The organism is Candidatus Pseudoscillospira sp. SGI.172 (assembly GCF_050313575.1).
Lineage (GTDB): Bacteria > Bacillota > Clostridia > Oscillospirales > Oscillospiraceae > Vermiculatibacterium.
Genome location: NZ_JBNPLQ010000003.1, coordinates 51,787 through 76,420 on the forward strand (window position 1 = coordinate 51,787; position 24,634 = coordinate 76,420).

Below are 24,634 nucleotides of genomic sequence, written 5' to 3' on the forward strand. Positions count from 1 at the left end.
ATGGCCCGCCCGCCAAAACTGTGGTATACTAAGGAAAAAGAAGAAATGGCGGGGGGAAGCGGCATGCTGGAGAAGCTGTTTGTAGAAGTGTATACCAAATTTAAACTGCATTTTTATCAGGAGATCTTTGAGCGCTTTCAGAACCGGGAGGCCAGCCTGACCACGGTGGAGACCTTTGCCATGGAGACCATTCAGGCGCTGGATTCCCCTACCATCAACGAGTTTGCCTCTTTTATGCGCATTTCGCCGCCCAACGCGGCTTACAAGGTCAACAGCCTGATCCGCAAGGGATATGTCCGCAAGGTCCAGTCCCGGGAGGACAAACGGGAATACCACCTGGAGGTGACGAGAAAATATCAGGACTACTACAATATCTCCAGCAGTTATATCGAGACGGTAGTGGGCCGGATGCGGCAGCGCTTTACCCCTGAGGATCAGGCCAAATTCACGGAGATTCTTCGGGTCATCACCAACGAGCTGATGCCGGAGGTCACCGCCGGCATGGAAAAGAACTGAAAAAAGTCCCCGCGCCGTCAAAGCGGCGCGGGGACTTTTTCCACACCTTCTGGGAAAACGGTGGACAAATTTTCGCCCCAACGGTAAAATAGAGAAAATCGAACCAAGCAAAAAGGAGAAATTATGGACAAGCTGACCGTCGGCATCCTGGCCCATGTGGACGCAGGAAAGACAACCTTATCCGAAGCGCTGCTCTACCGGGGCGGGCGGCTGCGCCGTCTGGGCCGGGTGGACCACGCCGACGCCTTTCTGGACACCGACGCCCTGGAGCGGGAGCGGGGCATCACCATTTTTTCTAAGCAGGCGGTCCTTCCGCTGGAGGACGTGGAACTGACCCTGCTGGACACCCCGGGCCATGTGGATTTTTCCGCCGAGGCCGAGCGCACACTGGCGGTGCTGGACTGCGCCCTGCTGGTGATTTCCGGCCCCGACGGCCCCCAGGGGCACACCTTCACGCTGTGGCGGCTGTTGGAGCGGGCGGGGGTGCCTGCCTTCCTTTTTTTTAATAAAATGGACCAGCCGGGGGCCGAGCGGGCCGCCCTGCTGGAAAAGGCCCGCGCTTCTCTTTCGGACGCCTGCCTCGACCTGAGCGATCCCGCAGTCTGGGAGGAGGCCGCCCTGGGCGACGAAGAGGCCATGGAGGAGTTTTTGGAGACCGGTACCCTGTCCCGTGAGACCCTTCGGCGTCTGGTGGGGACTCGAAAGCTCTTCCCCTGCCTGTTCGGCTCCGCCCTCCGGGCGGAGGGGGTGGACGAGCTGCTGGACGCCCTTTCCCGGCTGGCCCCCCGCCCGCTCCGGGGGCCGGATTTCGCCGCCCGGGTGTTCAAGATTTCCCGAGACCCTCAGGGGGCGCGGCTGACCCACCTGAAAGTCACCGGGGGGACCCTGCGGGTAAAGGACCTGGTGGCCCTCCCCGGAGGCGCGGAGAAGGTGGATCAGATCCGTATTTACTCGGGGGCCAAATTTCTCCCCGCGGAGGAGGCCGCCGCCGGGACGGTGTGTGCGGTGACCGGGCTTGCGGACACCCGGCCCGGACAGGCCCTGGGGGCGGAGCGGCTCTGGGCCCCGCCGGTGCTGGAGCCCGCATTGGTCTATCAACTCATCCTCCCGGAGGGCTGTGATCCCCATACCGCCCTCCCCAAACTCCGGGAGCTGGAGGAGGACCCCCAGCTCCATCTGGAGTGGAACGAGCGGCTGGGGCAGCTCCATCTGAGGCTCATGGGGACCGTGCAGGCGGAGATCCTCCGCCGGGTCATCGCCGGCCGCTTCGGTCTGGCAGTGGATTTCGGCCCCGGACAGGTAGTCTACCGGGAGACCATTGCCGCACCGGTAGAGGGGGTGGGACACTTCGAGCCGCTGCGCCACTATGCCGAGGTGCACCTGCTGCTGGAGCCGGGAGAGCGGGGGAGCGGGCTGCGCTTTGCCTCTGCCTGCCCGGAGGACCAGCTGGATCGAAACTGGCAGCGTCTGATCCTCACCCATTTGGCTGAGAAGGCCCACCCGGGGGTGCTCACAGGCTCCCCCATCACCGACATGAAGCTCACCCTGATCTCCGGCCGGGCCCATGAAAAGCACACCGAGGGGGGCGATTTTCGCCAGGCCACCTACCGGGCGGTGCGCCAGGGGCTGATGGGTGCTCGGTCCGTCCTGCTGGAGCCCTGGTACCGCTTTCGGCTGGAGCTGCCCGCCGCCAGCCTGGGCCGGGCCATGACCGACCTCCAGCGGATGGGGGGAGAGGTCCGGCCCCCGGAACAGGTGGGCGAGGAGACTGTGCTGGAGGGACAGGCCCCGGTGGCGGGGCTGCGGGACTACGCCGGAGAAGTGGCCGCCTATACCAGGGGCCGGGGGCGGATCTCTCTGACCCCCGGGGAGTACCGCCCCTGCCCCGATCAGGCGGCGGTGGCGGAGGCGCTGGGCTACGACCCCGAGCGGGATGTGGAAAACCCCGCAGGCTCGGTGTTCTGTGCCCACGGCGCGGGGTACAACGTGCCCTGGAACGAGGTGCCCGCCCACATGCACCTTCCTGCCCTGGACCTGTCCGGGGAGAAGAAGGAAACGGAAGCCGCCGCGCCCGCCCGCCGGTCGGCCCCGTCTGCCGGGAGCCTGGAGGATGACCGGGAGCTGCGGGCCATTTTTGAAAAGACCTATGGGGCGATCAAGCCCCGGGCCTTTCAGCCGCCTCCCAAAGCGCCCCGCGCAGCGCCTCCCGAGAGCCTGAGGCCGGTGAACACCGCCGCCCCCGTGGGGCCGGAGTATCTGCTGGTGGACGGCTATAACATCATTTTTGCCTGGGAGGATCTGAAGGCGGTGGCCCGGGAGAATCTGGACGCCGCCCGGAAGGTCCTCATGGATCTTCTGAGCAACTACCAGGGCTTCCGAAAGTGCCGGGTGATCCTGGTTTTTGACGCCTACAAGGTGCCCCAGGGCACGGGCTCCGTTTCCCGCTACCACAACATCCACGTGGTCTACACCAAGGAGGCTGAGACTGCGGACACCTATATTGAAAAGGCCAGCTATCAGCTCTCCCGGGAGCGCTGCCGGGTAAAGGTGGCCACCTCCGACGGGGCCGAGCAGCTCATCATTCTGGGCCACGGAGCCCTCCGGGTGTCGGCCCAGGACCTGCGGGCAGAACTGGAGCGCACCCGGGGTGAGATCTCCGCCATCATCCGGGCCAACAACCGCACCGGCGGCAGTCAGCCTGTGCGGGCCGCCTTTGAGCGGGCGGGAGAGAAGTAGACAGGAACAGGAGACAAAAAAGGTCCGCCCCGGGGGCGGACCTTTTTGGATTTTTGATCACTGCTTGATGACGATGGTGGCCACGAAGGTGGCGCCGTCATAGCTGCCGTAGGCGATGACGGTGTCCCCGGCGGCAAAGCCGTTGGACAGACTCAAGGAGGCGCCGGAGAGATCCAGCAGGCTGGCACTCTTCACATTCACCGTGACCAGACTGACCTTGCCCAGAGAGTCGGTGACCTGAACGGTCATCGTGCGGACGGCGCTGGAGGAGTTGGTGAGAAGCACCGTTCCGGTGAGGGATGTGGCGGAGGAGGCTGTACCGGTGATGGCGATGGAGATCACGGAATCGCCCTCGGTGACCAGCGCCACGGCATAGCCCGGTTTCAGGCTGTAAATGTTGGAGGAGGAGCCGTTCTGGGTGACGGAGACCCCCTCGGAAACGGTGTAGGTCTCGGTGGAACCGTCGGAGAGCTTCAGCTCCATGGTCACCCCGGCAGACTCCATGGTGATCCTGCTGATGGTGCCGGTGAGATTGGCGGACCGGGAGGTGGCGGCAATTTTGTTGACTTCGTTGTAGCGGAGAGTGACCGCCACACTGTCTCCCGTGCGGAGCCGGTCGATGGAGCTGGACTTGCCGTCCCGCGCAATGTCGGGCAGGTCGGTGATGTCCAGATTATAGGTGACCACATTGCCGTCGGCCTTGGTGACCGAGAGGACGGTGGTGGTGCCATAGTTGATGGAGGTGAGGGTCCCCTCCACTGTGACAGACCCGGAGTAGGCCGTCAGCTGAGCGATCATATTGTTGGAGATGAGGGCGGTGGCGTACCAGCCGCTTTCGATCTGAGACGCGGTGCGGGACTCGCCGTTATAGGTGATGACGGCACTGGAGCTGACGGTGTAGGAGACCTCCTTGCCGGTAAAGGTGTCGGTGATGTAGACCGCCTTGGCGGTGCCCACGGTGCCCAGGCGCTTGATGGGGCCCTGGACGTACTGTGTGACGGTGTCCACGGCCACGCTGGCGGCCTCCATGCTGTCGTTGCTCACCCGGACCTGAACGTAATCGCCCACGTTCCCTGTGGTGAGGGAGCCCAGTACCCCGTTGACGGTGACGGCGATGCCGGAGGGCAGCTTGTAGGTGTACACCACGCCGTTGAACAGCGCCACCCGCAGGGTGGTGACGCCGGAGGCGGTGGTCACGTTCTCCACCAGACCGGTGACCAGCTGAGTGCCGCCGGAGAGCTTGACCCCGGCCAGATGGTTCATCTCATCCACATAGCACACGGCGGTGGCGTAGCCGGCGTCCTCATCGATGAGGGAGCGGTCCCCCGCGGTCTTGCCCACCATCACATCGGTAAAGCGGTCGATGGCAAAGTTTTTCACGGCCCCGCCGGAAAGAACGGAGAGCTGGCCGTCGGCCAGACTGGACACTGAGCCGGTGTAGGTCGTGAGCACGCCGCACAGACGCGCCTCGGACACGGCGCCTCCGGCGGTGAGGTTCAGCCGGACATACTGCCCGGTTTTGAGGGCGGAGGCGGTGGTGAGCATATTGTCCTCATAAATTTTGGCAGCGGAGGGGATGGAGTAGGAGCGGGTGCCCTGAAAGTCGCTGGTCAGAGTGAGAACGGTGGCGCCGTCCCCGGCGGTGGTGACCGCGGAGATGGTGCCCGCCTGCCAGCCGTAGGTGGTGTACTCGCTCAGCTCGGTCTCGATCCCCGCCGACTCCATGAAGGTCAGGGCCCGGCTGAGCATGGCGGTCATCTGGGCCCGGGTCACGGCACCCTTGGGGTCAAAATTCCCGGTCTCGGTGCCCTTGACGATGCCGAAGTTGGTAAGTACATAGACATAGGGCTGAAGAGAGGCGGAGATACTGCTCTTGTCCTTGTAAGACAGAGAGTAGGTAGAGAGGCTCTTGGCCAGGGGCTCCAGCTGCATGGCCCGCACCAGATACATGCAGATGTTCTCCCGGGTGATGGTTTTGGCCAGCGCCCCCGCCTGGGACAGGGCGTCCAGCTCGGACAGGGAGAGCACCCCGGTCTCCACCGCCACCGCCATCTCCTTGGCGGCCCAGGAGACCATGCTTTCCGGAAGCAGTTTCTTCATTTCGTCGGCCCGGGCCTCTGCGATCTTGGCCTGGGTGCCGGTGCCCACGCCGGTGGCCCGCGCACAGAAGAGCAGCGTCTCGGCGGCGGTCATTTTGCCGTCCGGCTTGAAGGTGCCGTCCTCATAGCCCCTGGCGTAGCCCAGGTTGGACATTTTGCTGATGTCCGCGTAGCCCCAGTAGGTGCTGGGCACGTCGGTAAACTCAATGGCGGCAGCGGGCACTGCGGTCAGGGAGAGGGTGAGCGCCAGCGAGGCGGCCAGCGCCCCGAACCGTTTCAGATTCATACTCCTGTACCTCCAATATTCAAAAAAATGGATTCATTCTATAAAGTATATACGTTCCCGGTGAAAAAAGCAATCTTTTCACGTCGCAGGAATCCCCGCTGGAGAACCCTCACAGCTTTTTCTTCCGCAGGAGCCGGATATCCTCCCCGTAAAACCGGAGGACCCGGTATTCCCCTTCCAGCCGGGAGGCGGTCTGTCCGGCATACCGGGAGCGGACCCCGTCCATGGACAGATTGGAGGAGATGACGGTGGAAAGCCCCCGGGTGAGGCGGGTGTTCACCAGGGTGTAGAGGGCCGACTGGACAAAGGGAGTGGTCATCTCGCTGCCCAGATCGTCCAGGATCAGCAGGTCGCAGCCCAGATACCGCCGGGTCTCCCCCTGGGCCTCTCTCCCCTCTTCGACGCTTTTGGAAAACTTTTGTTCCTCAAACCGGGCAAATACATTCACCGCCGTGTCGTAGACCACGGAAAAGCCCTTCTCGGCCACCGTGCGGGCGATGCAGGCAGAGAGGAAGGTCTTGCCCAGCCCCGGGTTTCCCGAGAGAAAGAGATTTTTAAAGTAAAATTTTCCAAACTTCTGGGCGTAGTTGAGGCAGAGCTCACAGATGAACTCCATGTTTTCCCGGGGCGGGATCGTTTCCCCCGTCCAGGGGAGGGGGGAATACCAGTCCAGAGAGAAGGAGTCGAAGGACTGCTCCCCCAGATCCAGCAGCTTGGACAACTCCTTCACCTGCTCTTCGGCGCACAGGGCCCTGAGGCAGGAGCACATGCGGGTCCCCACCCAGCCCGTGTCCCCGCAGGCCTTGCAGGCGGGCGTGTCGGCAAGGGCGTCGGGGGGATACCCGGCGGAGCGGAGCAGCTCGGCCTGCCGGTTCTGAAGGACCATATTCCGGTCTTTGACCACCCGGAGGGCGGGGACTGGGTCGACGCCCGAGCGAAGGGAGGAGCGGATGATGTCCAGAATGGTGCCGCGGAGCTGCCGGTCGATGTCGGCCAGCTCGGGCAGACGGGCAAAAAGCTGTTTCCGGCGGCGCTCCAGCGCCTCCTGACGGCTCTTCCGGGCGTCCTCCAGACGCCCGGAGGCCCGGCGGAGAACGGCGGGATCGTATGCCATTTAATTCCCCTCCTTGCTCTGCTGTCTGAGAAATGCCCGCATCCGCTCCATGTCCTCCCGGGCCCGGCGGTCGGCCTCTCCGGGGGGCGCGGGCTGGGGTGCGGTGGCCCCGGCGGGGCGCTGGGGGCGCTGCGAGTCCCCGGCGGTGATCTGCTCGGGGGTGTGCAGGCCCTTCTGATGCCAGCTTTTCAAGATCGAATTCATGTAGGGCCAGTTGAGGGTCTGCTTTTTCAGCACGGTCCTCTCGTAGGCCAGACGAATGGCCTCGTCGGAAAAGCCCATGTCCACCCAGACTGTAATGTATTCCCGCTCCCGGGCCACCGGGGGCCTGTCCCGGATGTCCATGAGGGCCAGGATCCGCCCCGTCCGGGTGCGAAGGGACGCCAGGCGCTTGAGATGGGCCTCCGCACCCTCCACCGTGTCCACCCCCAGCTCCTTCCAGCGGAAGCATTCCTTCTGGATCTGGGGGAGGCGGGGCTTCTGACCGGTACCGTATTTCCGCCCGGTCTCCTCCGCGCACCAGCTCACCGCCAGCAAGATGACCTCTGCGGGGAGCCCGGCGAAGTCGTAGACGGTGTAGAGGCTCTTCAGATCAGCGGTGGAGAGCACTTTTCCCAGCCGCCGCTGCACTTCGGAGACCAGGGCCGGGAAGGGGGAGGCGGGATTTTCCAGCTCCCGGTTGAGATCGGCGGCCGTGTATTCCGGAGGCTCTGCCGGGGCGGGGGCCGGGGGAGCCTTGCTCCGCTTCGGATCGGCCAGCTTCATCCCGGCCAGCAGCTGCATGGCCCCATCGGCCCGGACCGGGTCCCATTTGAGGGTCCGGGCGGCGCCCGCGGCGTCGTATTCCCCGCCGGTTTTGAGCAGCCAGAGGTAGAGAAGGGCGGCGTCTCCGCTCCCGGCGGAGAGAAGCCGGTCGACGGCCCCGGCGGCCATGGACAGAATTCCTCCGGGCAAAAATGTGGGATCAGACACGCGCACACCCCCTGTTCGATCGTTTTCAATCTTTTATTCTACACGAAAACAGCCCCGCCGTAAATAGGAAATCCACGGGGCGAAGGCGGGAAAAAAATTCACGATTTTTTGTTTTTCAATCCGTGGTTCCTATGTTATAATAACTCATAGTATGTCTGCCGCGCAAAGCCCGCGGCAAAAAAGTAAGGAGGGGCGCGTTGTGAAAAACAAGGTGAGTGTGAATATCGCCGGTCTGGAGTACACGCTGGTGGCGTCCGAAGACGCCTCCTACATGGAGCGGGTGGCCCAGCATGTGGATGCCAAGGTGAACGAAGTGCTGTCGGGGGGCAAGGTCTCCACCACAGAGGCCGCCACCCTGGCTGCACTCAATATAGCGGACGAGTATTTTAAGGAGGTGGAGGCATCTGAAAACCTCCGGGGCCAGCTCAAGGAGTATCTGGAGGAGGCCACCGCGCTGAAGATGGAGCTGTCCGAGGCCAAGCGGGAGATCTTCAAGCTCCAGAACAAGAAGGGCTGACATGTTGGAGCTGCTTGCGCCCGCCGGGTCCATGGAGGCCCTCACCGCTGCCGTCCAGAACGGGGCGGACGCCGTTTATATGGGCTTCGGCGATTTCAATGCCCGCCGCAACGCCAAGAATTTCACCGAGGCGGATTTCGCCGCGGCGATCTCCTACTGCCACTTGCGGGGGGTGAAGGTCTACCTGACGCTGAACACCCTGCTCACCGACCGGGAGCTCCCGGCCGCCGCCGACCTGGCCCGTCGGGCGGCCGAGCTGGGGGCGGACGCGGTGCTGGTGCAGGATCTCGGCGTCCTGCGGGCGGCCCGACAGGCCGCCCCCGACCTCACCTTCCACGCCTCAACCCAGATGACCGTCCACAACCTGGACGGGGTGAAGGCCTGCGCCGATCTGGGCCTGAAGCGGGCGGTGCTTTCCCGGGAGCTGCCCGCGTCGGAGATCGAGTATATCTGCGACCGCTCGCCCATTGAGATCGAGGTGTTCGGACACGGGGCGCTGTGCATGTGCTACTCCGGGCAGTGCTTTTTCTCCGCTGTGGTGGGGGAGAGAAGCGGCAACCGGGGGCTGTGCGCCCAGCCCTGCCGGATGAAATACGGCTGGGGCGGCCGGGCGGACAGCTACCCGCTGTCCCTGAAGGACGCCTGCCTCATCGACCAGCTCCGCCGTCTGAAAAAAATGGGGGTCTCCTGCCTCAAGCTGGAGGGACGGATGAAGCGGGCCGAGTATGTGGCGGTGGTCACCCGCATCTACGCTACCCTGCTCCGGGAGGACCGTCTGCCCACTCCCCAGGAGCGGCAGGCCCTGGAGGATGCCTTCTCCCGCCAGGGTTTTACCAGGGGCTATTTTGAGGACAAGACCGGCCCGGCCATGTTCGGCGTCCGGGAGGAAAAGACCCCCGAGCCCAAGGAACTCTTCGCCCAGGCCCGACAGACCTATGTGGGCCAGGAAAATCCCCTGGTGGAGGTCAGATTTTACGCCATGATCCGCGCCGGGGAGCCGGTGCGGGTGGGGGTGGAGGACGGCGAGGGCCGGGTGGTCACCGCCGCCGGGGAGCCGCCCCAGGCCGCGCTCACCCGGGCCGTCACCGCCGGGCAGGTGGAGAAGCAGCTCTCCCGCACCGGCGGCACCCCCTACCGCTGCGCCGGGGTGAAGGCGGCGGTGGAGGATGGGCTGAGCGTGTCCCTCTCCGCCCTCAACGCCCTGCGGCGTCAGGTGCTGGAGGAACTCTCCGAAAAGCGTCAGACGCTGGAGCCCTGCCGCACCGGTGAGTATCACCCCGGCGTCCGTTATGAAAATCCGGGGGAGCCCCCCGCCCTCACCGTGTCGGTGCAGACCGCCGGACAGATCACCCCCCAACTGCTGGCGCTCTCCCCCGCCATTGTGTATGTCCCCGCCGAGGAGCTCTCCCTCCACCCCGAGTGCCTGGAGGGGCTGCAGGCCGGGACGGCTCTGGGGGTCATTGTGCCCCGGGTGGCCTGGGACCGGGAGCTGCCGGGGGTGCGCTCCCAGCTCCGGCGCGCCCGGGAGCTGGGAGCCGCCGAAGCCCTGGTGGGCAACCTGGGCCTGATCCCGGCGGCGGCGGAACAGGGGTTCACCCTCCGGGCGGACTACGGCCTGCCGGCGTTCAACGCCCAGGCTCTCAAGGAGTTCAAGCGCCTGGGCTTTGCCTCGGCCACCCTGTCCTTTGAGCTGAAGCTGGCCCAGATCCGGGACCTGTCCAAGGCCATTCCCGCCGAGGCCATCGTCTACGGACGCCTGCCCCTGATGCTCACCGAGAACTGTATCATCAAAAACCGCACCGGCCGCTGCGGCTGCGAGGGGGAGAACGTCCTCACCGACCGCCGGGGGGCCCGGTTCCCGGTGGTCAAGGCCCCCGGCTGCCGCAGCGAGATTTTGAACAGCCGCCCCCTCTTCCTGGCGGACAAGCCGGAGTGGAAAAAGGCGGGGCTCACCTACGCCCGGCTGGCCTTCACCACCGAAAGCCCGGCCGAGTGCGTCCAGGTGCTGGAGCGCTATCAGGGGAAGAGCGGCTGGGCTCCGGCGGAGCTGACCCGGGGACTCTATTACCGGGGCGTGGAATGAGCGTGCCGGGACAGATCCCATCCATGATTGAGAAAACGAGGTTGTCACACACGATGGAATTGAAAATCAAAGCCCTCTCCCCCAAAATCGGGACGGAGATCGAATACCCCTCCTACGCCACATCCGGTTCCGCCGGGATGGACCTCAGAGCCTGTATCGATGGACCGCTCACCGTCCCCGGCGGCGGCCGGACCTGCGTGAAGGTGCCCACCGGACTGGCCATCGCCCTGCCGGGGCCGGAGTACGTGGCCCTGGTCTTTGCCCGATCCGGGCTGGCCGCCAAACACGGAGTGGCTCTGGCCAACGGTGTGGGGGTCATCGACAGCGATTACCGCGGGGAGATTCAGGTGGCGCTTTCCAACCATGGCTGGAAGGACTATTTGATTCAACCCGGCGAGCGCATCGCTCAACTGGTGGTGCTGCCGGTGGCCCAGGCGGAGATTCTGGTCACCGACACGCTGGACGACACCGAGCGGGGCTCCGGTGGCTTCGGCTCTACCGGCAAGGCGTAAGGGAAAGAGGGTTGTTTTACCATGGAGATCATTTTGGCCTCCGGCTCTCCCCGCAGGCGGGAGCTGCTGGGGCAGATGGGTGTCCGGAACTTTCGCACCCTGACCCCTGATATCGACGAGCACTCCGACCGGCCCCTGCCCCCCGGCCGGCTGGTGGAGACCATCTCCGCCGAGAAGGCCCGGGCGGTGGCGGCCCAGGCGGGGCCGGACGCTCTGGTCATCGCCGCCGATACGGTGGTGGCCCTGGACGGAGCCGTCCTGGGGAAGCCCGCCGATCCCGCCGATGCCCGCCGGATGCTCGCCGCCCTCTCCGGGCGCCGCCATCAGGTCTACACCGGCTTCACCGTCCTCCGGGGCGGGGAGGCCGTCACCCGCAGCGAGGCCACTGAGGTGGCCTTCCGCCCTCTCTCCCCCGGGGAGATCGACGCCTATGTGTCTACGGGAGAACCCTTGGACAAGGCGGGGGCTTACGGGATCCAGGGCGTGGGCGCGCTGCTGGTGGAGCGCATCCGGGGGGACTATTTCAATGTGATGGGCCTTCCGGTGTGCGCCCTGGGACAGGTATTGGCGGGGTTTGGCGTGGACTGTCTGGCCCTGTCCGCCCGGCGGTGAACGCCGAACACGGTTAGGAGACAAGAGCGTGAAAGATTTCCTCAAACACAATGGAATCCTGATTTTGGTGATCGCGGTGCTGCTGGCCCTCATCACGGCGGTGCTCTCCCTGACCTTCGGGGGGATGGCCGATCCCCTGTCCAACGCCGCGGGAGTTATCGCCACCCCCTTCCGAAACGGCATCAACGCCTTCGTCAACTGGACCGAGGGAGTTTACTCCGACGCCTTCCAGCGGGAGAGCATGCAGGAGGAGCTGGAGGCGCTGAAAAAAGAGAACGCCGAGCTGAAGAAGCAGGCCCGGGACGGGGCGGCGGCCAGCCGGGAGAACGAGCGGCTGCGCAATCTGCTGGGGCTGAAGACCGAGCGGCCCGATTTCCAACTGCAGGAGGCCGCCGTCACTGCCCGGAGCGCCTCCAACTGGAGCTCTACCCTCACCATCAGCAAGGGCTCGGCCGCCGATGTGGCGGCGGGAGACTGCGTGGTGGATGAATACGGCAATTTGGTGGGCGTGATCTCCGAGGTGGGGCTCAACTGGTCCCGCCTCATCACCGTGGTGGATGTGGACCTGGAGGTGGGCGGGCTCATTGCCCGTACCGACGGGGCCGCCATCCTGGAGGGGGACTTCCAGCTGATGGGACAGGGAAGGCTGAAGCTGGCCTATCTGCCGGAGGACACCCGGCTGCTGGCGGGGGACACCATCCTCACCTCCGGGCTGAAGTCCGGAGACACCGCCGCCTACCCCTCGGGGCTGGTGGTGGGCTATGTGGAGGAGGTCCGCTCCGACGACAGCGGCATGAGCGATTACGCTGTGCTCACCCCGGCCGCCGAACTGGGCAAGCTGGAGCAGGTGTTTGTCATCAAAGAATTCAGCATGGTGAAATAAAATACGAAGGAGGGTATCGGAGCCGTGACGACCAAAGATTTCTCTATCAAGTGGCTGGCCTATGCGCTGGCTCTGCTGCCGGTGTGGTTTGCCCAGGCGTTTCTGGTCAACCGCTTTCCCCTCTTTGGCGTGGTCCCTTCTCTGCTGCCCCTGGCCGCGGTGGCGGTGGCGGTGCTGGAGGGGGCTTCCGCCGGGGCGGGCTTCGGCCTGGCGGTGGGCGTGCTGTTCGACACGCTGGAGCCGGGGAGCGCGGGGTGGATGACTCTGGCGCTCACCCTGGTGGGGCTGTGCGCGGGTCTGCTGGCCCAGTACGTGCTGCGCCAGGATCTGCTGGGCTGTCTGGTTTGCTCGGTGCTGGCTCTGGGGGCCATTGATGCCGGGCGGATCCTCGCCCGGCTCCTGACAGGGCGGGCCGGGCTGTCGGCCATGGCGGCGGTGGCCGGGCGGGAGATCGCCTGGTCGCTGTGCTTTGTGCCCCTTGTCTACCTGCTGTTCCGCTGGGTGTTCCGGCGGGTCCCCAAGGCCACGGTCCTGTGAGAGGTTTTTAAGAATATGGATGGGAAACAATTTCAATTTCGCACCCGGACAGTGCTTTTGATCCTGGCCGCTGTCTTTTTGGCCTTCACGGGTGTGCTTTACAACCTGCAGGTGGTTCACGGGGGCTATTATCTGGAGCAGTCTACCCGGAAGATCGCCAACACCGAGACGGTCCAGGCGGCCCGGGGGGAGATCCTGGACCGGTACGGCCGGGTGCTGGTCTCCAATCGGGCCAGCTATCAGGTGAGTCTGGACACCTCCCTGATGGGGGATATCCAGGGCCGCAACACAACCCTTTTAAAGCTGCTGGCGGTCTGCCGGGAGCAGGGGGTGGCCTGGACGGACACCCTGTGCATCAGCGGGGAGGCTCCTTTTTCCTATACGCAGGCACGGCCGTTCGAGACCCTTTCCGCCGACGGGACGGAATCTCCCTCCCAGCTGGCCCGACTGGTCGAGTCGCTGAAGCTGAAGGATCTGCCCGAAAACCCCACCGCCGGTCAGATGGTGGACGCACTGCGCGCCTACTTTGAAGTGGATGGAAGCGTGGGCGAGGCCGAGGGGCGGGCGCTGGTGGGGGTCCTCTACGAACTGGCCCTTCGTTCCAAGGACGTGGCCCGCACCTCCTATGTCTTTGCCCGGGATGTGAATATCGCGTTTATTACCGCGGTGAAGGAGGGGAAGCTCTCCGGCGTGAAGATTGACACGGTCACCGTGCGCCAGTATGAGACCGAGTACGCCGCCCACCTGCTGGGCCAGGTGGGGCCCATCTACGCCGAGGACTGGGACCGGTACAAGGACAAGGGCTATTCCATGAACGACACCGTGGGCAAGGACGGCGTGGAGGCCGCCTTTGAGGATCTGCTCCGGGGCACACCGGGCACCCGGGACATTGAGCTCAACCAGAGCGGCAAGGTGGTCAGCGAGAACTGGCACGTCAACGCTGAGACCGGCGAGGTGGAGGCACCAAAACCGGGGAACAACGTGATGCTCACCGCCGATATCAAGCTCCAGGAGGTAGTGGAGGAGTCCCTCAAGCGCCACGTTCCCGGGATGACCGACGAGACCGAGGGGGCCGCCTGCGTGGTCACCGATATGACCGGCGGCATCCTGGCCATGGCGTCCTACCCCACCTTTTCCCCGGAATCCTATTCCCGGGACTACAACGCCCTCTCCGCCGATCCCCTCAAGCCGCTTTTCAACCGGGCGCTCCAGGGACTCTACGCCCCGGGCTCCACCATAAAGATGGCCGTGGCGGCGGGCGGGCTGGAGGAGGGGGTCATCTCCACCACCGAGGAGATCCTGGACACCGGCCGCTACAAGCACTACGACCGCATTGAGGATCAGCCCATGTGCTGGTACTACCGCCAGTACGGCCGGACCCACGGCTGGGAGAATGTGTCGGAGGCCATCCGGGACTCCTGCAATATCTACTTTTACGAGACCGGCCTGCGGCTGGGCATCGAGAAGATCGACACTTACGCCGCCCTCTTCGGCCTGGGACAAAAAACCGGTCTGGAGCTCTACGAGGAGGCCGGGGAGATGGCCGGGCCGGCCACCAGCGCCAAGCACGGTCAGGCCTGGTACGAGGGCGACACCATGTACGCGGCCATCGGACAGGGCAACACGAAAGTCACGCCCATCCAGTTGGCCAACTATGTGTCCACCCTGGTCAACGGCGGTTCTCATTACGCCACGCACCTGCTCAAAACCGTGAAATCCAGCGATTTTTCTCAGGTGGTGGAGGAATACCGCCCGGAGATCCGGGACGAGATCAACCTTGATCCGGCCAACCTGGCGGCGGTGAAAAAGGGAATGGGCATGGTGGCCAGCGAGGGCTCTGCCGCCGTCTATTTCAAGGATCTGGGCGTGACAGTGGGGGCCAAGACCGGCACCGCGCAGGTCTCCCGCAACAGCGAGGCCAACGCCATTCTGGTGGCCTTCGCCCCCTATGAAAACCCCGAGATCGCACTCTCCATCGTGGTGGAGAAGGGCGGCTCCGGCACACTGGTGGCGGCCATCGCCGCCGAGATCCTGGACTACTACTTTTCCGCCAAGGGCGCCATGGAGGCCGCTCCGGCGGAGAATGCGCTGGCGCGGTAAGACACGACCTGAATAAAGAAGTGAGGAATCCGCTTGACGCAGTGGTTTGATCCCGCCGATCCCCGGTGCAGGGCCCCCTACGGGGCCGTGCCGTCGGGGACGACAGTGACGTTTACCCTCCGGCCGGCCCGGTCGGAGGGCTTTTCCAGGGCGGTGCTCGCCGCCCGCTGGGAGTTCGACGCAGACCGGGTCACGGAAACGCCCCTTCCCTGGGTTGGGATGGATGGCGACCGGGACCTTTTTTCCGCTGCGCTGGAGACCGAGGGCTATGTGGGGCTGGTCTGGTACACCCTTCGGCTGGAGGGACTGGACGGGCGGCGGGAGACCACCGAGGAGCTCCAGCTCACCGTCTATGACCCTGCCGAACGGGTGCCCAGCTGGTTTGGGGAGGGGGTCACCTATCAGATCTTTCCCGACCGGTTCTGCCGCCTGAGGGTCCCCGATCCCACAGGGATGGTGGGCGGCCGCACGGTCCACGGGGATTGGACGGAGGAGCCGGAGTACCGTCCCGACGAGCGGGGAGAGGTGCGCAACCGGGACTTCTTCGGCGGGAGTCTGCCGGGGATCACGGCGAAACTCCCCTATCTCCAAAGCCTTGGGGTGGAGACCCTCTATCTCTGCCCCATCTTTGAGGCCGCTGAAAACCACCGCTACGGCACCGCCGACTATGAGAAGATCGACCCCATGCTGGGTACGGAGGAGGATTTTTCCGTCCTCTGCCGCCGGGCCCACGCCCTGGGGATGCGGGTGATGCTGGACGGGGTGTTCAACCACATGGGCTTTGTCTCCCGCTACTTCAACGGCGACGGCTTCTATCCCGGGCAGGGGGCCCATCAGAGCCAGGACTCTCCCTATTATGACTGGTTCACCTTCCAGCACTGGCCGGATCAATATTCCGCCTGGTGGGGGATCTATTCCCTGCCCGCCGCAAACAAGGAGAGCCGGGCGTGGCTGGACTATATCACCGGGCCGAACGGGATCATCCGCCGCTGGCTGCGCGCCGGGGCGGACGGCTGGCGGCTGGACGTGGCCGACGAGCTCCCTGATGCCGTGGTGGCCGCCATTCATGCCGCCGCCCGGGCGGAAAAACCGGACGCGGTGGTCATCGGCGAGGTGTGGGAGGACGGCTCCAACAAGATCGCCTACTCGGTCCGCCGCCGCCACCTGCTGGGCGGGCACTGCGACGGGCTGATGAACTATCCTCTGCGCTCCGCTCTGCTGGACTATCTGCTGGGGGGAGACGCCGGGGCCTTTCGCCGGACGATGGAGCGGCTGCGGCAGAACTATCCGCCCTGGGCCTTTGCCTCGGCCATGAACGCCCTGGGCACCCACGACACCCCCCGGATCCTCACGCTGCTGGGGACAGGGGGCGAAGGGAAGGACCGCTCCCGGGACTGGCGGGCCTCCTACCGGATGACCGCGGCGGAGCGGGAGCGGGGAGAAGCCCGGCTTCGGCTGGGCGCGCTGCTCCTCTATGCCTTTCCCGGCTCTCCCACCGTTTACTATGGAGACGAGGCGGGAATGGAGGGGTTTGAAGACCCCTTCAACCGCCGCACGTTCCCCTGGGGGGAGGAGGCCGGGGGCCTGGTCTCCTGGTTCACCGCCCTGGGGAGGGCCCGGAGGGAGCTGGCTTGCCTTCGGCGGGGCGGGTTCTCCTGGCTGACGTGTTCCGGAGGCCTGCTCTCCTTTGCCCGGACGCTGGAGGGGCAGACGGCAGTGGCGGCGGTCAACGCCGGAGAGGCGCCGGCGGAGCTGGCCCTCCCATGGGGCGAGAATCTGGAGCTGCCCGGCGGCGCCGGGCGGCTGCTCCTTCGTCAAAACGGAGAAACTGTTACGTTTTTATAAAAATGTGAAAAGTTCAAAGATATTTAAAAAATATATGTTAAGCTGTATCCATCGACACACTGTGAGGTGGATTCTATGCGGCTGAAAAGAAAACTGGCGGCATTGGCCTGTGCGCTGAGTCTTTTGACCGGCCCGGTTCTGGCCGCCGGTGAAGGATATCCCGATGTTTCCGCCGGGGACTGGTTTGCCCCCGCCGTGCAGGAAATGACGGAGAAGGGGGTCATGACAGGACTGGCGGACGGCCGGTTCGCCCCTTATGCGGTGGTGGACCGGGCCACCGTGGTCACGGTGCTGTGGCGGCTGGCCGGCGCGCCTGCGGCCACAGTGGCGAAGCCATTCCCCGATGCGGTGGACACCTGGTACGATGTGGCGGCGGCCTGGGCAAAGGGGCGGGGGATCGCCACGGGCTATGCAGACGGCACCTTCGGCGGGAGCGATGCGGTGACCCGGGAGCAGCTGGCCGCTTTTCTCTATCGCTATGCCTGCCAGATGGGACAGCCTCTGGCTGACGGGACCCTGGGCCTGTTCAGCGACGCGGGCGCGATCTCCGGCTGGGCCAAGACGGCGGTGAGCCATGCCGTGGGGGCCGGGATCCTGCAGGGGAGCGACCGGGGGACCTTGGAGCCCCAGGGAAGTGCCAACCGGGCCGCCCTGGCGGTCATGCTCCAGAGGATGCTTATCCCGGCGGCGGGATGAGCACCTTATTTGTGTCTGAATTGGAAAAGGTTTGTGAACCTTTCCCGGGATTCCTTGACGGCGGGGTGTCTTTGCGGTATGCTTCGCTCACAAATAAAATGGAAGGAAGGGACGGACCATCATGGACCACGTTCTGATGTACTATCTCCGGGTCAGTCAGCATCTCTCCCAGCAGTTCCGCAGTCACTTTGGGAAGCTGAACCTCACATTTCCCCAGGCTCTGGTGCTCAGTGTGCTGGGAGGAGAGGGGCCGATGCCCATCAGTCAGTTGGCCGAGCGGACGGGAAGCGCCAATTCCACAGTCTCCGGGATCGTGGACCGGCTGGAGAAGCTGGGCCTGGCCAGACGCACCCGGTCGGAGACCGACCACCGCGTCATTTACGTAGAGGCCACCGATCACTATCAGAAATTGCGCACCAAGGCCGAGACCGGGGTGAATGAATATTTTGACAGCTTGCTGGGGGAGCTGGCGCCGGAGGAGCAGGAGACCGTGGCCAGGGGCCTGAAGCTGCTGGATCGGGCGCTGACCGGCGGGCAGGAGGAATAGACCGGCAGGCCCGGTGGTTAAGATAAGCGCGGCAGCCCCGCAGGGACCGTGAGGGGCGGGCCGTGAGAGGAGGAAGAGAGCGAGTGCGAAGGACATATGGGTATGACTCCTATCGGGGGCGTTTTGGGTGGAGAAATATCCTGACGATCCTCATTGTGTTCCTGCTGGTCGTGCTGGCAGCGGCAGTGGCCGCCTTTTTCCTGCTGCAAAAATATGTGGTTTATACCGATGACGGTCAGGCCCGGCTGGAGCTGCCTTTCCTCCAGCAGAAGGAGAGCCTGCCCCCGGCATCCGCCGGGGTGGGGGAGCCGCCTGTGGTGGTGGTGACGGCCCAGCCCAGCCCCGCGCCGGAGGAGGAATTTTTGCGGGCCGCAGTCCTGCCCCGCAGCGCCCTCTATGACGGCACGGCGGAGGAGCAGGTGGCCGCCGCGGGCGGCAACGCCGCCTGGTTCGACATGAAGGCCGACGACGGCACCCTGGGCTACGTCTCCGACCTGCCCGCCGCCATCCGCTTCGGCTCTTCCGCTGCCGACCCCGCCCTCAACGCGGCCATCAAAGCCCTCAACGACGGGGGGCTCTACACGGTAGCCCGGGTGTCCTGCTTCCGGGACAACCTGGCGCCCCGGCAGGACAATTCTCTGGCGGTCAGGACCAACAGCGGCTATAACTGGCGGGACGCCGGAGACATCCGCTGGCTGAGCCCCACTGTCGAGGGCGCTCAGGACTATGTGGCGGGCGTCTGCCGGGAACTGGCAGCGTTGGGCTTTGACGAGATCCTGCTGGACAACGCCGCCTACCCCACTGCCGGACAGCTGGAGTATATCAAGCGGGGGGGAAACTATGACGAGAGCCGGTTTTCCCAAGTTCTGGACGCCTTTTACGCAAAGGTGCGGGAGGCGTTGAAGGACTACCCGGAGGTGAAGCTCTCCCTGTCCGCAGGCGGCGCGGCCCTGACCGGGGCGGGGGACAAAAGCGGCCAGACGGCCCGGCTGCTGGGAAAGTACGCCGACCGGCTCTATCTCCCAGGCCCGGAGAGCGAGGAGGTCTCCCGCCAATACGACCGGGCGCTGGAGGGGATGGGGCTGTCCCCGGCCCGGATGGTCTTTACCTCGCCGCCCTATGTGCCGCAGCCCGCTTCCTCTTACGCCCCAATGGGGGGCACGCTTTTCTCCCCCGCGCAGGAAACAATGCGCCGGGACCCGTGACATGGGCCCCGGCGCGTTGTTTTTTGAAGACAGGCTGGATTTATTTAAAATAACCAAATTATAAGTTTAAACTAAAAAGTTTATATATAATTTTTCATATCTATTTTGGAAAAGGGAGAAAATGGGCGAAAAAACAACAAAAAAAGTGCTAAAATATGCGATAAAAAAAGATATTTTAGTCTATTTTTTGATATCCAGTGCAAAATGACGACAAGAAAATGGGCTTGCAATCCGGTCGGCTTTCGAGTAAGATAAAAAATAGCAATGTCCTATGATTCCCAGGATAAAAAGGCGGTGAGAACATGTCGATGGACGCGATCAAACAGGTGACTGAGACGGAAGCGGAGGCCCGGGAGCGCAAAGCCCAGGCCCAGGCCCAGGCCCAGGCGCTGCTGGCCCAGGCCCAGAAGGACGGGCAGGCAAAGCTGAACGAGGCTCGGAAGGCCGCCCAGACTCAGGCCAGGGTGTGGATGAGCCAGGCGGAGGAGACCGCCCGGGATAAGACCCGGGAGGCGCTGGCGGAATATGAAAAGGACTGCCAGACGCTCCGGGAGAAGGCCGCGGAGAAATTGGACGAAGCCGCGGCGCTGATCGTCAGAAGGGTCGTGAATACCTGAAATGGCTATCGTGAAAATGAAACGCCTGCGGCTCATCGCCCTGCGCGCAGACCGGGAGGAGCTTTTGAAACGGCTCCAGGATCTGGGGTGCGTGGAGATCGACGAGCCGGAGGACACAGGAGACGATCCGGCCTGGGCAGCTCTTGCCCGCCCCTCCGACGAGGCGCTGGGGGAGGCAAGGGAGCGGCAGAGCCGGGTATCCGAGGCGCTGGAGGCGCTCAAACAGTATGCCCCCGAGAAGGGGGGCGGCTTCTCACCCCGGCCGGAGGTCACCCGGAAGCAGTTCTTGGACCGGGAGGCCTATGACCGGGCCCTCCGGGACGCCGGGGCCCTCTGCGACGCCAGGCGGGACATCGCCGCGCTGGAGTCGGACTTCGGAAAGCTCCAGGCCCAGCAGGCTGCCCTGGCCCCTTGGCTGTCCCTGGAGATCCCGCTGGAGACCGCGTCCACCCCGTCGGTGACCGCCCTCTTCGGGACCCTTCCCGCCGGGGAGGAACCGGAAGCCCTTTTGGGGGAACTGGGGCAGGCCGGGGAGCTTTGCTCCTTCACCTCGGCGGGCCGGGACCGGAACGTTCAGTATCTCTTCTTCCTCTGCCACCGGAGCGTGGCTGACCAGGCCGTGGAGCTCCTGCAGGCGCACGGCTTTTCCCGCGCCACCTTCCGGGGCCTCACCGGGACCGCGGCGGAGAACGACCGTCGGCTCCAGGGAGAGTTGGAGGCCAATCGCAAAGCGCGCCAGGCCCTGGCCGAGAAGGCCGCCGGGTACGCCGGGGAGCGGTCCGCTCTGCGGCTGTGCGCCGACCGGACCGCTCAGGATGTACGGCGGGAGACCGCCAAGGCCCAGCTCCGGGATACCGGGGAGACCTTTTACCTCGCCGGCTGGTTCCCGGCGGAGGATCAGGGGGCGCTGAAGGCCCTGCTGGACGGCTACCCCTGCGCATGGGAATCCGCCGACCCCGCGCCGGAGGACTATCCCCAGGTGCCGGTGAAGCTGAAAAACAACTGGTTTACCCGGCCCCTCAACATGGTCACTGAGATGTACTCCCTCCCCGCCTATGGCGGGGTGGATCCCAACCCGCTGATGGCCCCCTTCTTCGTGCTGTTCTACGGCATCATGCTGGCGGACATGGGGTACGGCCTTCTGATGATCCTGGCCTCCCTCATCGTCACCAGGAGGCTCAAGCCCAAGGGGACCATGGACCACCTGTTCCGACTCATGGGTCTGTGCGGGGTGAGCACTTTTGCGGTGGGCGCGCTCACCGGGGGCTTCTTCGGGGATTTTATCCCCCAGCTGGCCAAACTCATCGACCCCAACACCACCCTTACCGCCCTGCCCTCGCTCTTCACCCCGTTGGACGACACCCTGTCCATCCTGGTGGGAGCCATGTGCCTGGGCTTTGTACAGATCGTCACCGGCATGGCCATCAGCTTCGTAGAGAAGCTGAAAAAGGGCCAGGTCATGGACGCCGTCTGGGAGGAGGTCACCTGGTGGGTGGTTTTCTTGGGCGCGGGCCTGGCGATTCTGGGCGTGACCAAGATCGTCCTCATTGTGGGGGGCGTGATGATCCTGGTGGGCTCCGGCTGGAACGCCAAGGGCTTTGGCAAGGTCACCGCCGTGTTCGGTTCCCTTTACAACCATATCACAGGCTACTTTGGAGACATCCTGTCCTACTCCCGTCTGATGGCCCTGATGCTGGCGGGCAGCGTGATCGCCCAGGTGTTCAACACCCTGGGCGCCATCCCGGGGAACATCTTCCTGTTCCTCATCATCTCTCTGGCGGGCAACGCCCTGAACTTTGCCCTGAACCTGCTGGGCTGCTATGTGCACGACCTGCGCCTGCAGTGCCTGGAATACTTCGGGAAATTCTATCAGGACGGCGGGAAGCCCTTCCAGCCCCTGGACATCAAGACCAAATACATTGACGTGGTACAAGAATAAAGGAGGAAATCATTATGTTTTTGGAAAACATTGGCGGTCTGGCCCTGGCGCTGCTGGGCGCGGGCCTGGCGGCGGTTCTGAGCGGCATCGGCTCTGCCAAGGGCACCGGCATCGCCGGTGAGGCGGGCGCCGGCCTCCTCTGCGAGGACCCCGGTAAGTTCGGCAAGGTGCTGATCCTTCAGGTCATCCCTGGCACCCAGGGTTTGTACGGCCTGGTGGTCTGGTTTTTCGCCATTTTCCGCATGGGCCTGCTCTCGGGCACCCTTCCCGACCTGTCCATCGCCCAGGGAATGCAGTACCTTTTTGCCTGCCTGCCCATGGCCCTCGGAGGCCTCTTCTCCGCCATCGCCCAGGGCCGCGTGGCAGCCGGCTCCATCAACATTCTGGCCAAGAAGCCCGACGACTGGTCCAAGGGCATGATCCTGTGCATCACCGTGGAGTTCTACGCCATCCTTTCCCTGCTGGCCTCCATGCTGATGATCATCAATATCAGTGCATAATGAGGATCACACTGGAAAGGCGGAAACCGTATGAACGGATTGGATAAGATCACGGAACGAATTGATGCCGACGCCAAGGCGGAGGCCGGCCGCATCTTGGCGGACGCCCAGGCCAAGGCCGATGCCATTGCCGCCGAGTGGGCGGAAAAGGCCCGGCGGGAGACTGACGACATCCTGGCCCGGGGCAAGAAGAATGCCGCCGAGCGGCAGGAGCGCCTGGCCAGCGTAGCCCGGCTGGAGGGCCGCAAGAAGCTGCTGGGGGCCAAGCAGGAGATGCTGGGGAAGGCCTTCGACCGGGCCCTGGAACAGCTTCTGGGGCTGCCCGAGGAAGAGTATGTGGAGCTGCTGGCCGCCATGGCGGCCAAGGCGTCGGTCACCGGGCGGGAGAGCGTCGCCTTTTCCAAGCGGGACCGCTCCCGCGTGGGCAAGCAGGTGGTCACCCGGGCCAACGAGATCCTGGCCCGCCGGGTGGCCCCCAAGCTGCCTGAGGAGCTCACCAGTTCCACCGCCGGCGCCATTCTGGACAAGGTGGTCACCGCCGGTTCCGCCCTGCTGGCCGGCACCGGCATGCTCACCCTGGCCGAGGAGACCCGGCCCATTCGGGGGGGCTTCATCCTGGCAGCCGACGGCGTGGAGATGAACTGCGCCTTTGAGACCCTGGTCCGTCTGGCCCGTCCAGAGCTGGAGCGCCAGGTGGCCGACGTGCTGTTTGTCCGGGAATGATTCTCCCTCCGGGGAAAGGAGGAAGCCGTGAAAGATACTGATTATCTCTCCATCTCCACCCGCGTCCGGGCCATGGAGAACAGACTGTTCGGCCGGGAGCGCCGGGAGCGGATGATCGACGCCCGCACCGACGAGGAGGCCCTCAAGATCCTCGCCGAGTGCGGCTACGCAGAGCCGGAGGACCTCTCGGTCCCTGCCCTCAACCGCGTGCTGACCAGGGCGAGAGCCGGCCTCTTTGCCGATCTGCGCTCGGCCGTGCCCCAGCCGGCGCTGGTGGAGGTGTTTCAAATCAAATACGATTACCACAATCTCAAGGTCCTGGTCAAGGCCGAGGCCCTGGGAGAAGAGGCCGCCCGGCTGCTGATGGCCGGGGGGCGCTATGACCCCGGGGCGCTGGCCGATGCCTATCGCCGGGGGGCGCTGGGGGACTATCCGGAGGCTCTTCACCGTGCGGCGGAGGAGGCCCGGGAGACCCTGAACGCCTCGGGTGATCCCCAGGCCGCCGATCTGATCCTGGACCGGGCCTGCTACGAGGAGATGACCGCCGCGGCCAAGGCCAGCGGGAGCGCCTTTTTGCAGGGCTATGTCCGTCTGGCAGTGGACGCCGCCAACCTCCGCACCGCCGTCCGCTGCCAGCGGATGGGCGCGGGGGGCGAGGTGCTGGCCGGCAGCCTGCTCCCCGGCGGAAACGTGGAGCCCCGGGCCATCGCCGTCTCCAGGGGCGGAGAGCTGAGCCGCCGGTTCGCGGGGACCCCTCTGGAGAAGGCTGCCGAGCTGGGCGCAGGTCTGACCGCCCCGGGGGCCGGGAACCTCACCGGCTTTGAAAAGTGTTGTGACGACGCCCTGAACGGCTACCTGAGCCAGGCCAAGCGGGTGGCCTTCGGAGAGGCCCCTGTGGTGGCCTACCTGTGTGCCCGGGAGGCGGAGGCCACTGCCATCCGCACCATCTTGGCGGGCCGGAAGGCCGGACTGAGCGGCGATGCCATCCGGGAAAGGATGCGTGAGAGCTATGTCTGAGTACCGCATTGCCGCCGTGGGCGACCGGGACAGCGTCCTGGGGTTCCGGGCGCTGGGGCTGGATGTGTTCCCCGTGGAGAACACCGAGGAGGCCAAGGCGGCCCTTCACCGGCTGGCCCGGGAGAACTACGCCATCGTCTATCTCACCGAGGGCTTTGCCCAGTACATGGGCCCCGAGATCGCCCGCTATCAGGACGACCTCACCCCAGCGGTGATCCTCATCCCCGGCAAGGAGGGGAGCCTTGGCATCGGCATGGCCAAGGTCAAGACCGCTGTGGAGCGGGCCGTGGGCGCGGATATTTTGTAAGAACCGTCTCAGACCGGGAAAGGGGCGCAGGAATGTTTTTCGATCTGCTTCCCCGTGCCGGGATGAACACCGAGCTGATCGTACACGAGACGCAGCCCTGTCTCGCCGGGGAGAAAACGGGCGCTTCGGCAGGCTGAGAAAGCGGAAGAGGCCTTCCGGGCGTCCGAGGACTATGCGCCCAGGGGGCTCCGGGCCCGGATCAGACGGTGGCTGCATCTGTAAATGTCCGCCGGGACGGCTGGGAGCCGTTCCAGGAATGCGAATCTACCTG

Annotated in this window: 22 protein-coding genes; 19 read left to right on the forward strand and 3 right to left on the reverse strand. The window is 64.7% G+C overall.

Annotated features, from left to right (window positions below):
• The first annotated feature begins 63 nt into the window (after positions 1–63).
• Positions 64–516: a MarR family transcriptional regulator gene (locus tag ACQRD3_RS02485; RefSeq protein ID WP_080906934.1), complete on the forward strand. Its 453-nt coding sequence runs from the start codon at positions 64–66 to the stop codon at positions 514–516.
• 123 nt (positions 517–639) lie between these two features.
• Positions 640–3,252 carry an NYN domain-containing protein gene (locus ACQRD3_RS02490; protein WP_427779614.1) on the forward strand — a complete coding sequence of 871 codons (2,613 nt, stop codon included), beginning with the start codon at positions 640–642 and terminating at the stop codon, positions 3,250–3,252.
• A 57-nt stretch (positions 3,253–3,309) separates the two neighbouring features.
• On the opposite strand, the gene ACQRD3_RS02495 is transcribed toward ACQRD3_RS02490, so the two are convergent.
• From ACQRD3_RS02495 to ACQRD3_RS02505, 3 genes are all read right to left on the reverse strand, one after another.
• On the reverse strand, positions 3,310–5,637 hold the full coding sequence (locus ACQRD3_RS02495) for an S-layer homology domain-containing protein (protein WP_427779616.1): 2,328 nt from the start codon (positions 5,635–5,637) through the stop codon (positions 3,310–3,312).
• Between the two features lie 109 nt (positions 5,638–5,746).
• Positions 5,747–6,751 carry an ATP-binding protein gene (locus tag ACQRD3_RS02500; protein WP_427779618.1) on the reverse strand — a complete coding sequence of 335 codons (1,005 nt, stop codon included), beginning with the start codon at positions 6,749–6,751 and terminating at the stop codon, positions 5,747–5,749.
• Complete coding sequence (locus ACQRD3_RS02505) at positions 6,752–7,723, reverse strand: DnaD domain protein (RefSeq protein ID WP_427779620.1); 972 nt, start codon at positions 7,721–7,723, stop codon at positions 6,752–6,754.
• A 199-nt stretch (positions 7,724–7,922) separates the two neighbouring features.
• Here ACQRD3_RS02505 and ACQRD3_RS02510 point away from each other — a divergent pair, with 199 nt between their 5' ends.
• The 17 genes from ACQRD3_RS02510 to ACQRD3_RS02590 all read left to right on the forward strand — a co-directional run bounded on the left by ACQRD3_RS02510 (position 7,923) and on the right by ACQRD3_RS02590 (position 24,363).
• Entirely contained in the window at positions 7,923–8,240 is a 318-nt protein-coding gene (locus ACQRD3_RS02510; protein ID WP_080906832.1) for a cell division protein ZapA, read from the forward strand.
• Between the two features lies 1 nt (position 8,241).
• Positions 8,242–10,323, forward strand: a complete 2,082-nt coding sequence (locus ACQRD3_RS02515) for a DUF3656 domain-containing U32 family peptidase (RefSeq protein ID WP_427779623.1) — start codon at positions 8,242–8,244, stop codon at positions 10,321–10,323.
• Between the two features lie 53 nt (positions 10,324–10,376).
• Complete coding sequence (gene dut, locus ACQRD3_RS02520) at positions 10,377–10,835, forward strand: dUTP diphosphatase (RefSeq protein ID WP_427779625.1); 459 nt, start codon at positions 10,377–10,379, stop codon at positions 10,833–10,835.
• A gap of 21 nt (positions 10,836–10,856) precedes the next feature.
• Entirely contained in the window at positions 10,857–11,447 is a 591-nt protein-coding gene (locus ACQRD3_RS02525; protein ID WP_080906829.1) for a Maf family protein, read from the forward strand.
• A 28-nt stretch (positions 11,448–11,475) separates the two neighbouring features.
• Positions 11,476–12,330: a rod shape-determining protein MreC gene (gene mreC, locus ACQRD3_RS02530; protein ID WP_427779627.1), complete on the forward strand. Its 855-nt coding sequence runs from the start codon at positions 11,476–11,478 to the stop codon at positions 12,328–12,330.
• A gap of 24 nt (positions 12,331–12,354) precedes the next feature.
• On the forward strand, positions 12,355–12,867 hold the full coding sequence (gene mreD, locus ACQRD3_RS02535; protein ID WP_080906827.1) for a rod shape-determining protein MreD: 513 nt from the start codon (positions 12,355–12,357) through the stop codon (positions 12,865–12,867).
• A 15-nt stretch (positions 12,868–12,882) separates the two neighbouring features.
• Complete coding sequence (locus ACQRD3_RS02540; protein ID WP_427779629.1) at positions 12,883–14,967, forward strand: penicillin-binding transpeptidase domain-containing protein; 2,085 nt, start codon at positions 12,883–12,885, stop codon at positions 14,965–14,967.
• Positions 14,968–15,000: 33 nt separating this feature from the next.
• A complete protein-coding gene (locus ACQRD3_RS02545) occupies positions 15,001–16,812 on the forward strand; it encodes a glycoside hydrolase family 13 protein (RefSeq protein WP_427779631.1) in 1,812 nt (603 codons plus the stop codon).
• 75 nt (positions 16,813–16,887) lie between these two features.
• Positions 16,888–17,508, forward strand: a complete 621-nt coding sequence (locus ACQRD3_RS02550; protein ID WP_427779633.1) for an S-layer homology domain-containing protein — start codon at positions 16,888–16,890, stop codon at positions 17,506–17,508.
• A 121-nt stretch (positions 17,509–17,629) separates the two neighbouring features.
• Positions 17,630–18,055 carry a MarR family transcriptional regulator gene (locus tag ACQRD3_RS02555; RefSeq protein ID WP_080906824.1) on the forward strand — a complete coding sequence of 142 codons (426 nt, stop codon included), beginning with the start codon at positions 17,630–17,632 and terminating at the stop codon, positions 18,053–18,055.
• Positions 18,056–18,138: 83 nt separating this feature from the next.
• Positions 18,139–19,260, forward strand: a complete 1,122-nt coding sequence (locus tag ACQRD3_RS02560) for a putative glycoside hydrolase (RefSeq protein ID WP_427779635.1) — start codon at positions 18,139–18,141, stop codon at positions 19,258–19,260.
• A 302-nt stretch (positions 19,261–19,562) separates the two neighbouring features.
• Entirely contained in the window at positions 19,563–19,877 is a 315-nt protein-coding gene (locus ACQRD3_RS02565) for a hypothetical protein (protein ID WP_080906822.1), read from the forward strand.
• Positions 19,878–19,893: 16 nt separating this feature from the next.
• A complete protein-coding gene (locus tag ACQRD3_RS02570; RefSeq protein WP_427779638.1) occupies positions 19,894–21,816 on the forward strand; it encodes a V-type ATP synthase subunit I in 1,923 nt (640 codons plus the stop codon).
• A gap of 14 nt (positions 21,817–21,830) precedes the next feature.
• On the forward strand, positions 21,831–22,316 hold the full coding sequence (locus tag ACQRD3_RS02575; protein WP_080906820.1) for a V-type ATP synthase subunit K: 486 nt from the start codon (positions 21,831–21,833) through the stop codon (positions 22,314–22,316).
• A 30-nt stretch (positions 22,317–22,346) separates the two neighbouring features.
• Positions 22,347–23,039 carry a V-type ATP synthase subunit E family protein gene (locus ACQRD3_RS02580; protein WP_080906819.1) on the forward strand — a complete coding sequence of 231 codons (693 nt, stop codon included), beginning with the start codon at positions 22,347–22,349 and terminating at the stop codon, positions 23,037–23,039.
• 27 nt (positions 23,040–23,066) lie between these two features.
• On the forward strand, positions 23,067–24,056 hold the full coding sequence (locus ACQRD3_RS02585; protein WP_427779641.1) for a V-type ATPase subunit: 990 nt from the start codon (positions 23,067–23,069) through the stop codon (positions 24,054–24,056).
• Positions 24,049–24,363 carry a V-type ATP synthase subunit F gene (locus ACQRD3_RS02590; protein ID WP_080906818.1) on the forward strand — a complete coding sequence of 105 codons (315 nt, stop codon included), beginning with the start codon at positions 24,049–24,051 and terminating at the stop codon, positions 24,361–24,363. The genes ACQRD3_RS02585 and ACQRD3_RS02590 overlap by 8 nt, the downstream gene beginning before the upstream one ends.
• The last annotated feature ends 271 nt before the right edge of the window (positions 24,364–24,634 follow it).

Bases quoted from the DNA above. Each gene is read 5' to 3' on its own strand.
- ACQRD3_RS02485 (WP_080906934.1), top strand. From the start codon at position 64: ATGCTGGAGAAGCTGTTTGTAGAAGTGTATACCAAATTTAAACTGCAT.
- ACQRD3_RS02490 (WP_427779614.1), top strand. From the start codon at position 640: ATGGACAAGCTGACCGTCGGCATCCTGGCCCATGTGGACGCAGGAAAG.
- ACQRD3_RS02495 (WP_427779616.1), bottom strand. From the start codon at position 5,637: ATGAATCTGAAACGGTTCGGGGCGCTGGCCGCCTCGCTGGCGCTCACC.
- ACQRD3_RS02500 (WP_427779618.1), bottom strand. From the start codon at position 6,751: ATGGCATACGATCCCGCCGTTCTCCGCCGGGCCTCCGGGCGTCTGGAG.
- ACQRD3_RS02515 (WP_427779623.1), top strand. From the start codon at position 8,242: ATGTTGGAGCTGCTTGCGCCCGCCGGGTCCATGGAGGCCCTCACCGCT.
- dut (WP_427779625.1), top strand. From the start codon at position 10,377: ATGGAATTGAAAATCAAAGCCCTCTCCCCCAAAATCGGGACGGAGATC.
- ACQRD3_RS02525 (WP_080906829.1), top strand. From the start codon at position 10,857: ATGGAGATCATTTTGGCCTCCGGCTCTCCCCGCAGGCGGGAGCTGCTG.
- ACQRD3_RS02540 (WP_427779629.1), top strand. From the start codon at position 12,883: ATGGATGGGAAACAATTTCAATTTCGCACCCGGACAGTGCTTTTGATC.
- ACQRD3_RS02550 (WP_427779633.1), top strand. From the start codon at position 16,888: ATGCGGCTGAAAAGAAAACTGGCGGCATTGGCCTGTGCGCTGAGTCTT.
- ACQRD3_RS02555 (WP_080906824.1), top strand. From the start codon at position 17,630: ATGGACCACGTTCTGATGTACTATCTCCGGGTCAGTCAGCATCTCTCC.
- ACQRD3_RS02565 (WP_080906822.1), top strand. From the start codon at position 19,563: ATGTCGATGGACGCGATCAAACAGGTGACTGAGACGGAAGCGGAGGCC.
- ACQRD3_RS02570 (WP_427779638.1), top strand. From the start codon at position 19,894: ATGAAACGCCTGCGGCTCATCGCCCTGCGCGCAGACCGGGAGGAGCTT.
- ACQRD3_RS02575 (WP_080906820.1), top strand. From the start codon at position 21,831: ATGTTTTTGGAAAACATTGGCGGTCTGGCCCTGGCGCTGCTGGGCGCG.
- ACQRD3_RS02580 (WP_080906819.1), top strand. From the start codon at position 22,347: ATGAACGGATTGGATAAGATCACGGAACGAATTGATGCCGACGCCAAG.
- ACQRD3_RS02590 (WP_080906818.1), top strand. From the start codon at position 24,049: ATGTCTGAGTACCGCATTGCCGCCGTGGGCGACCGGGACAGCGTCCTG.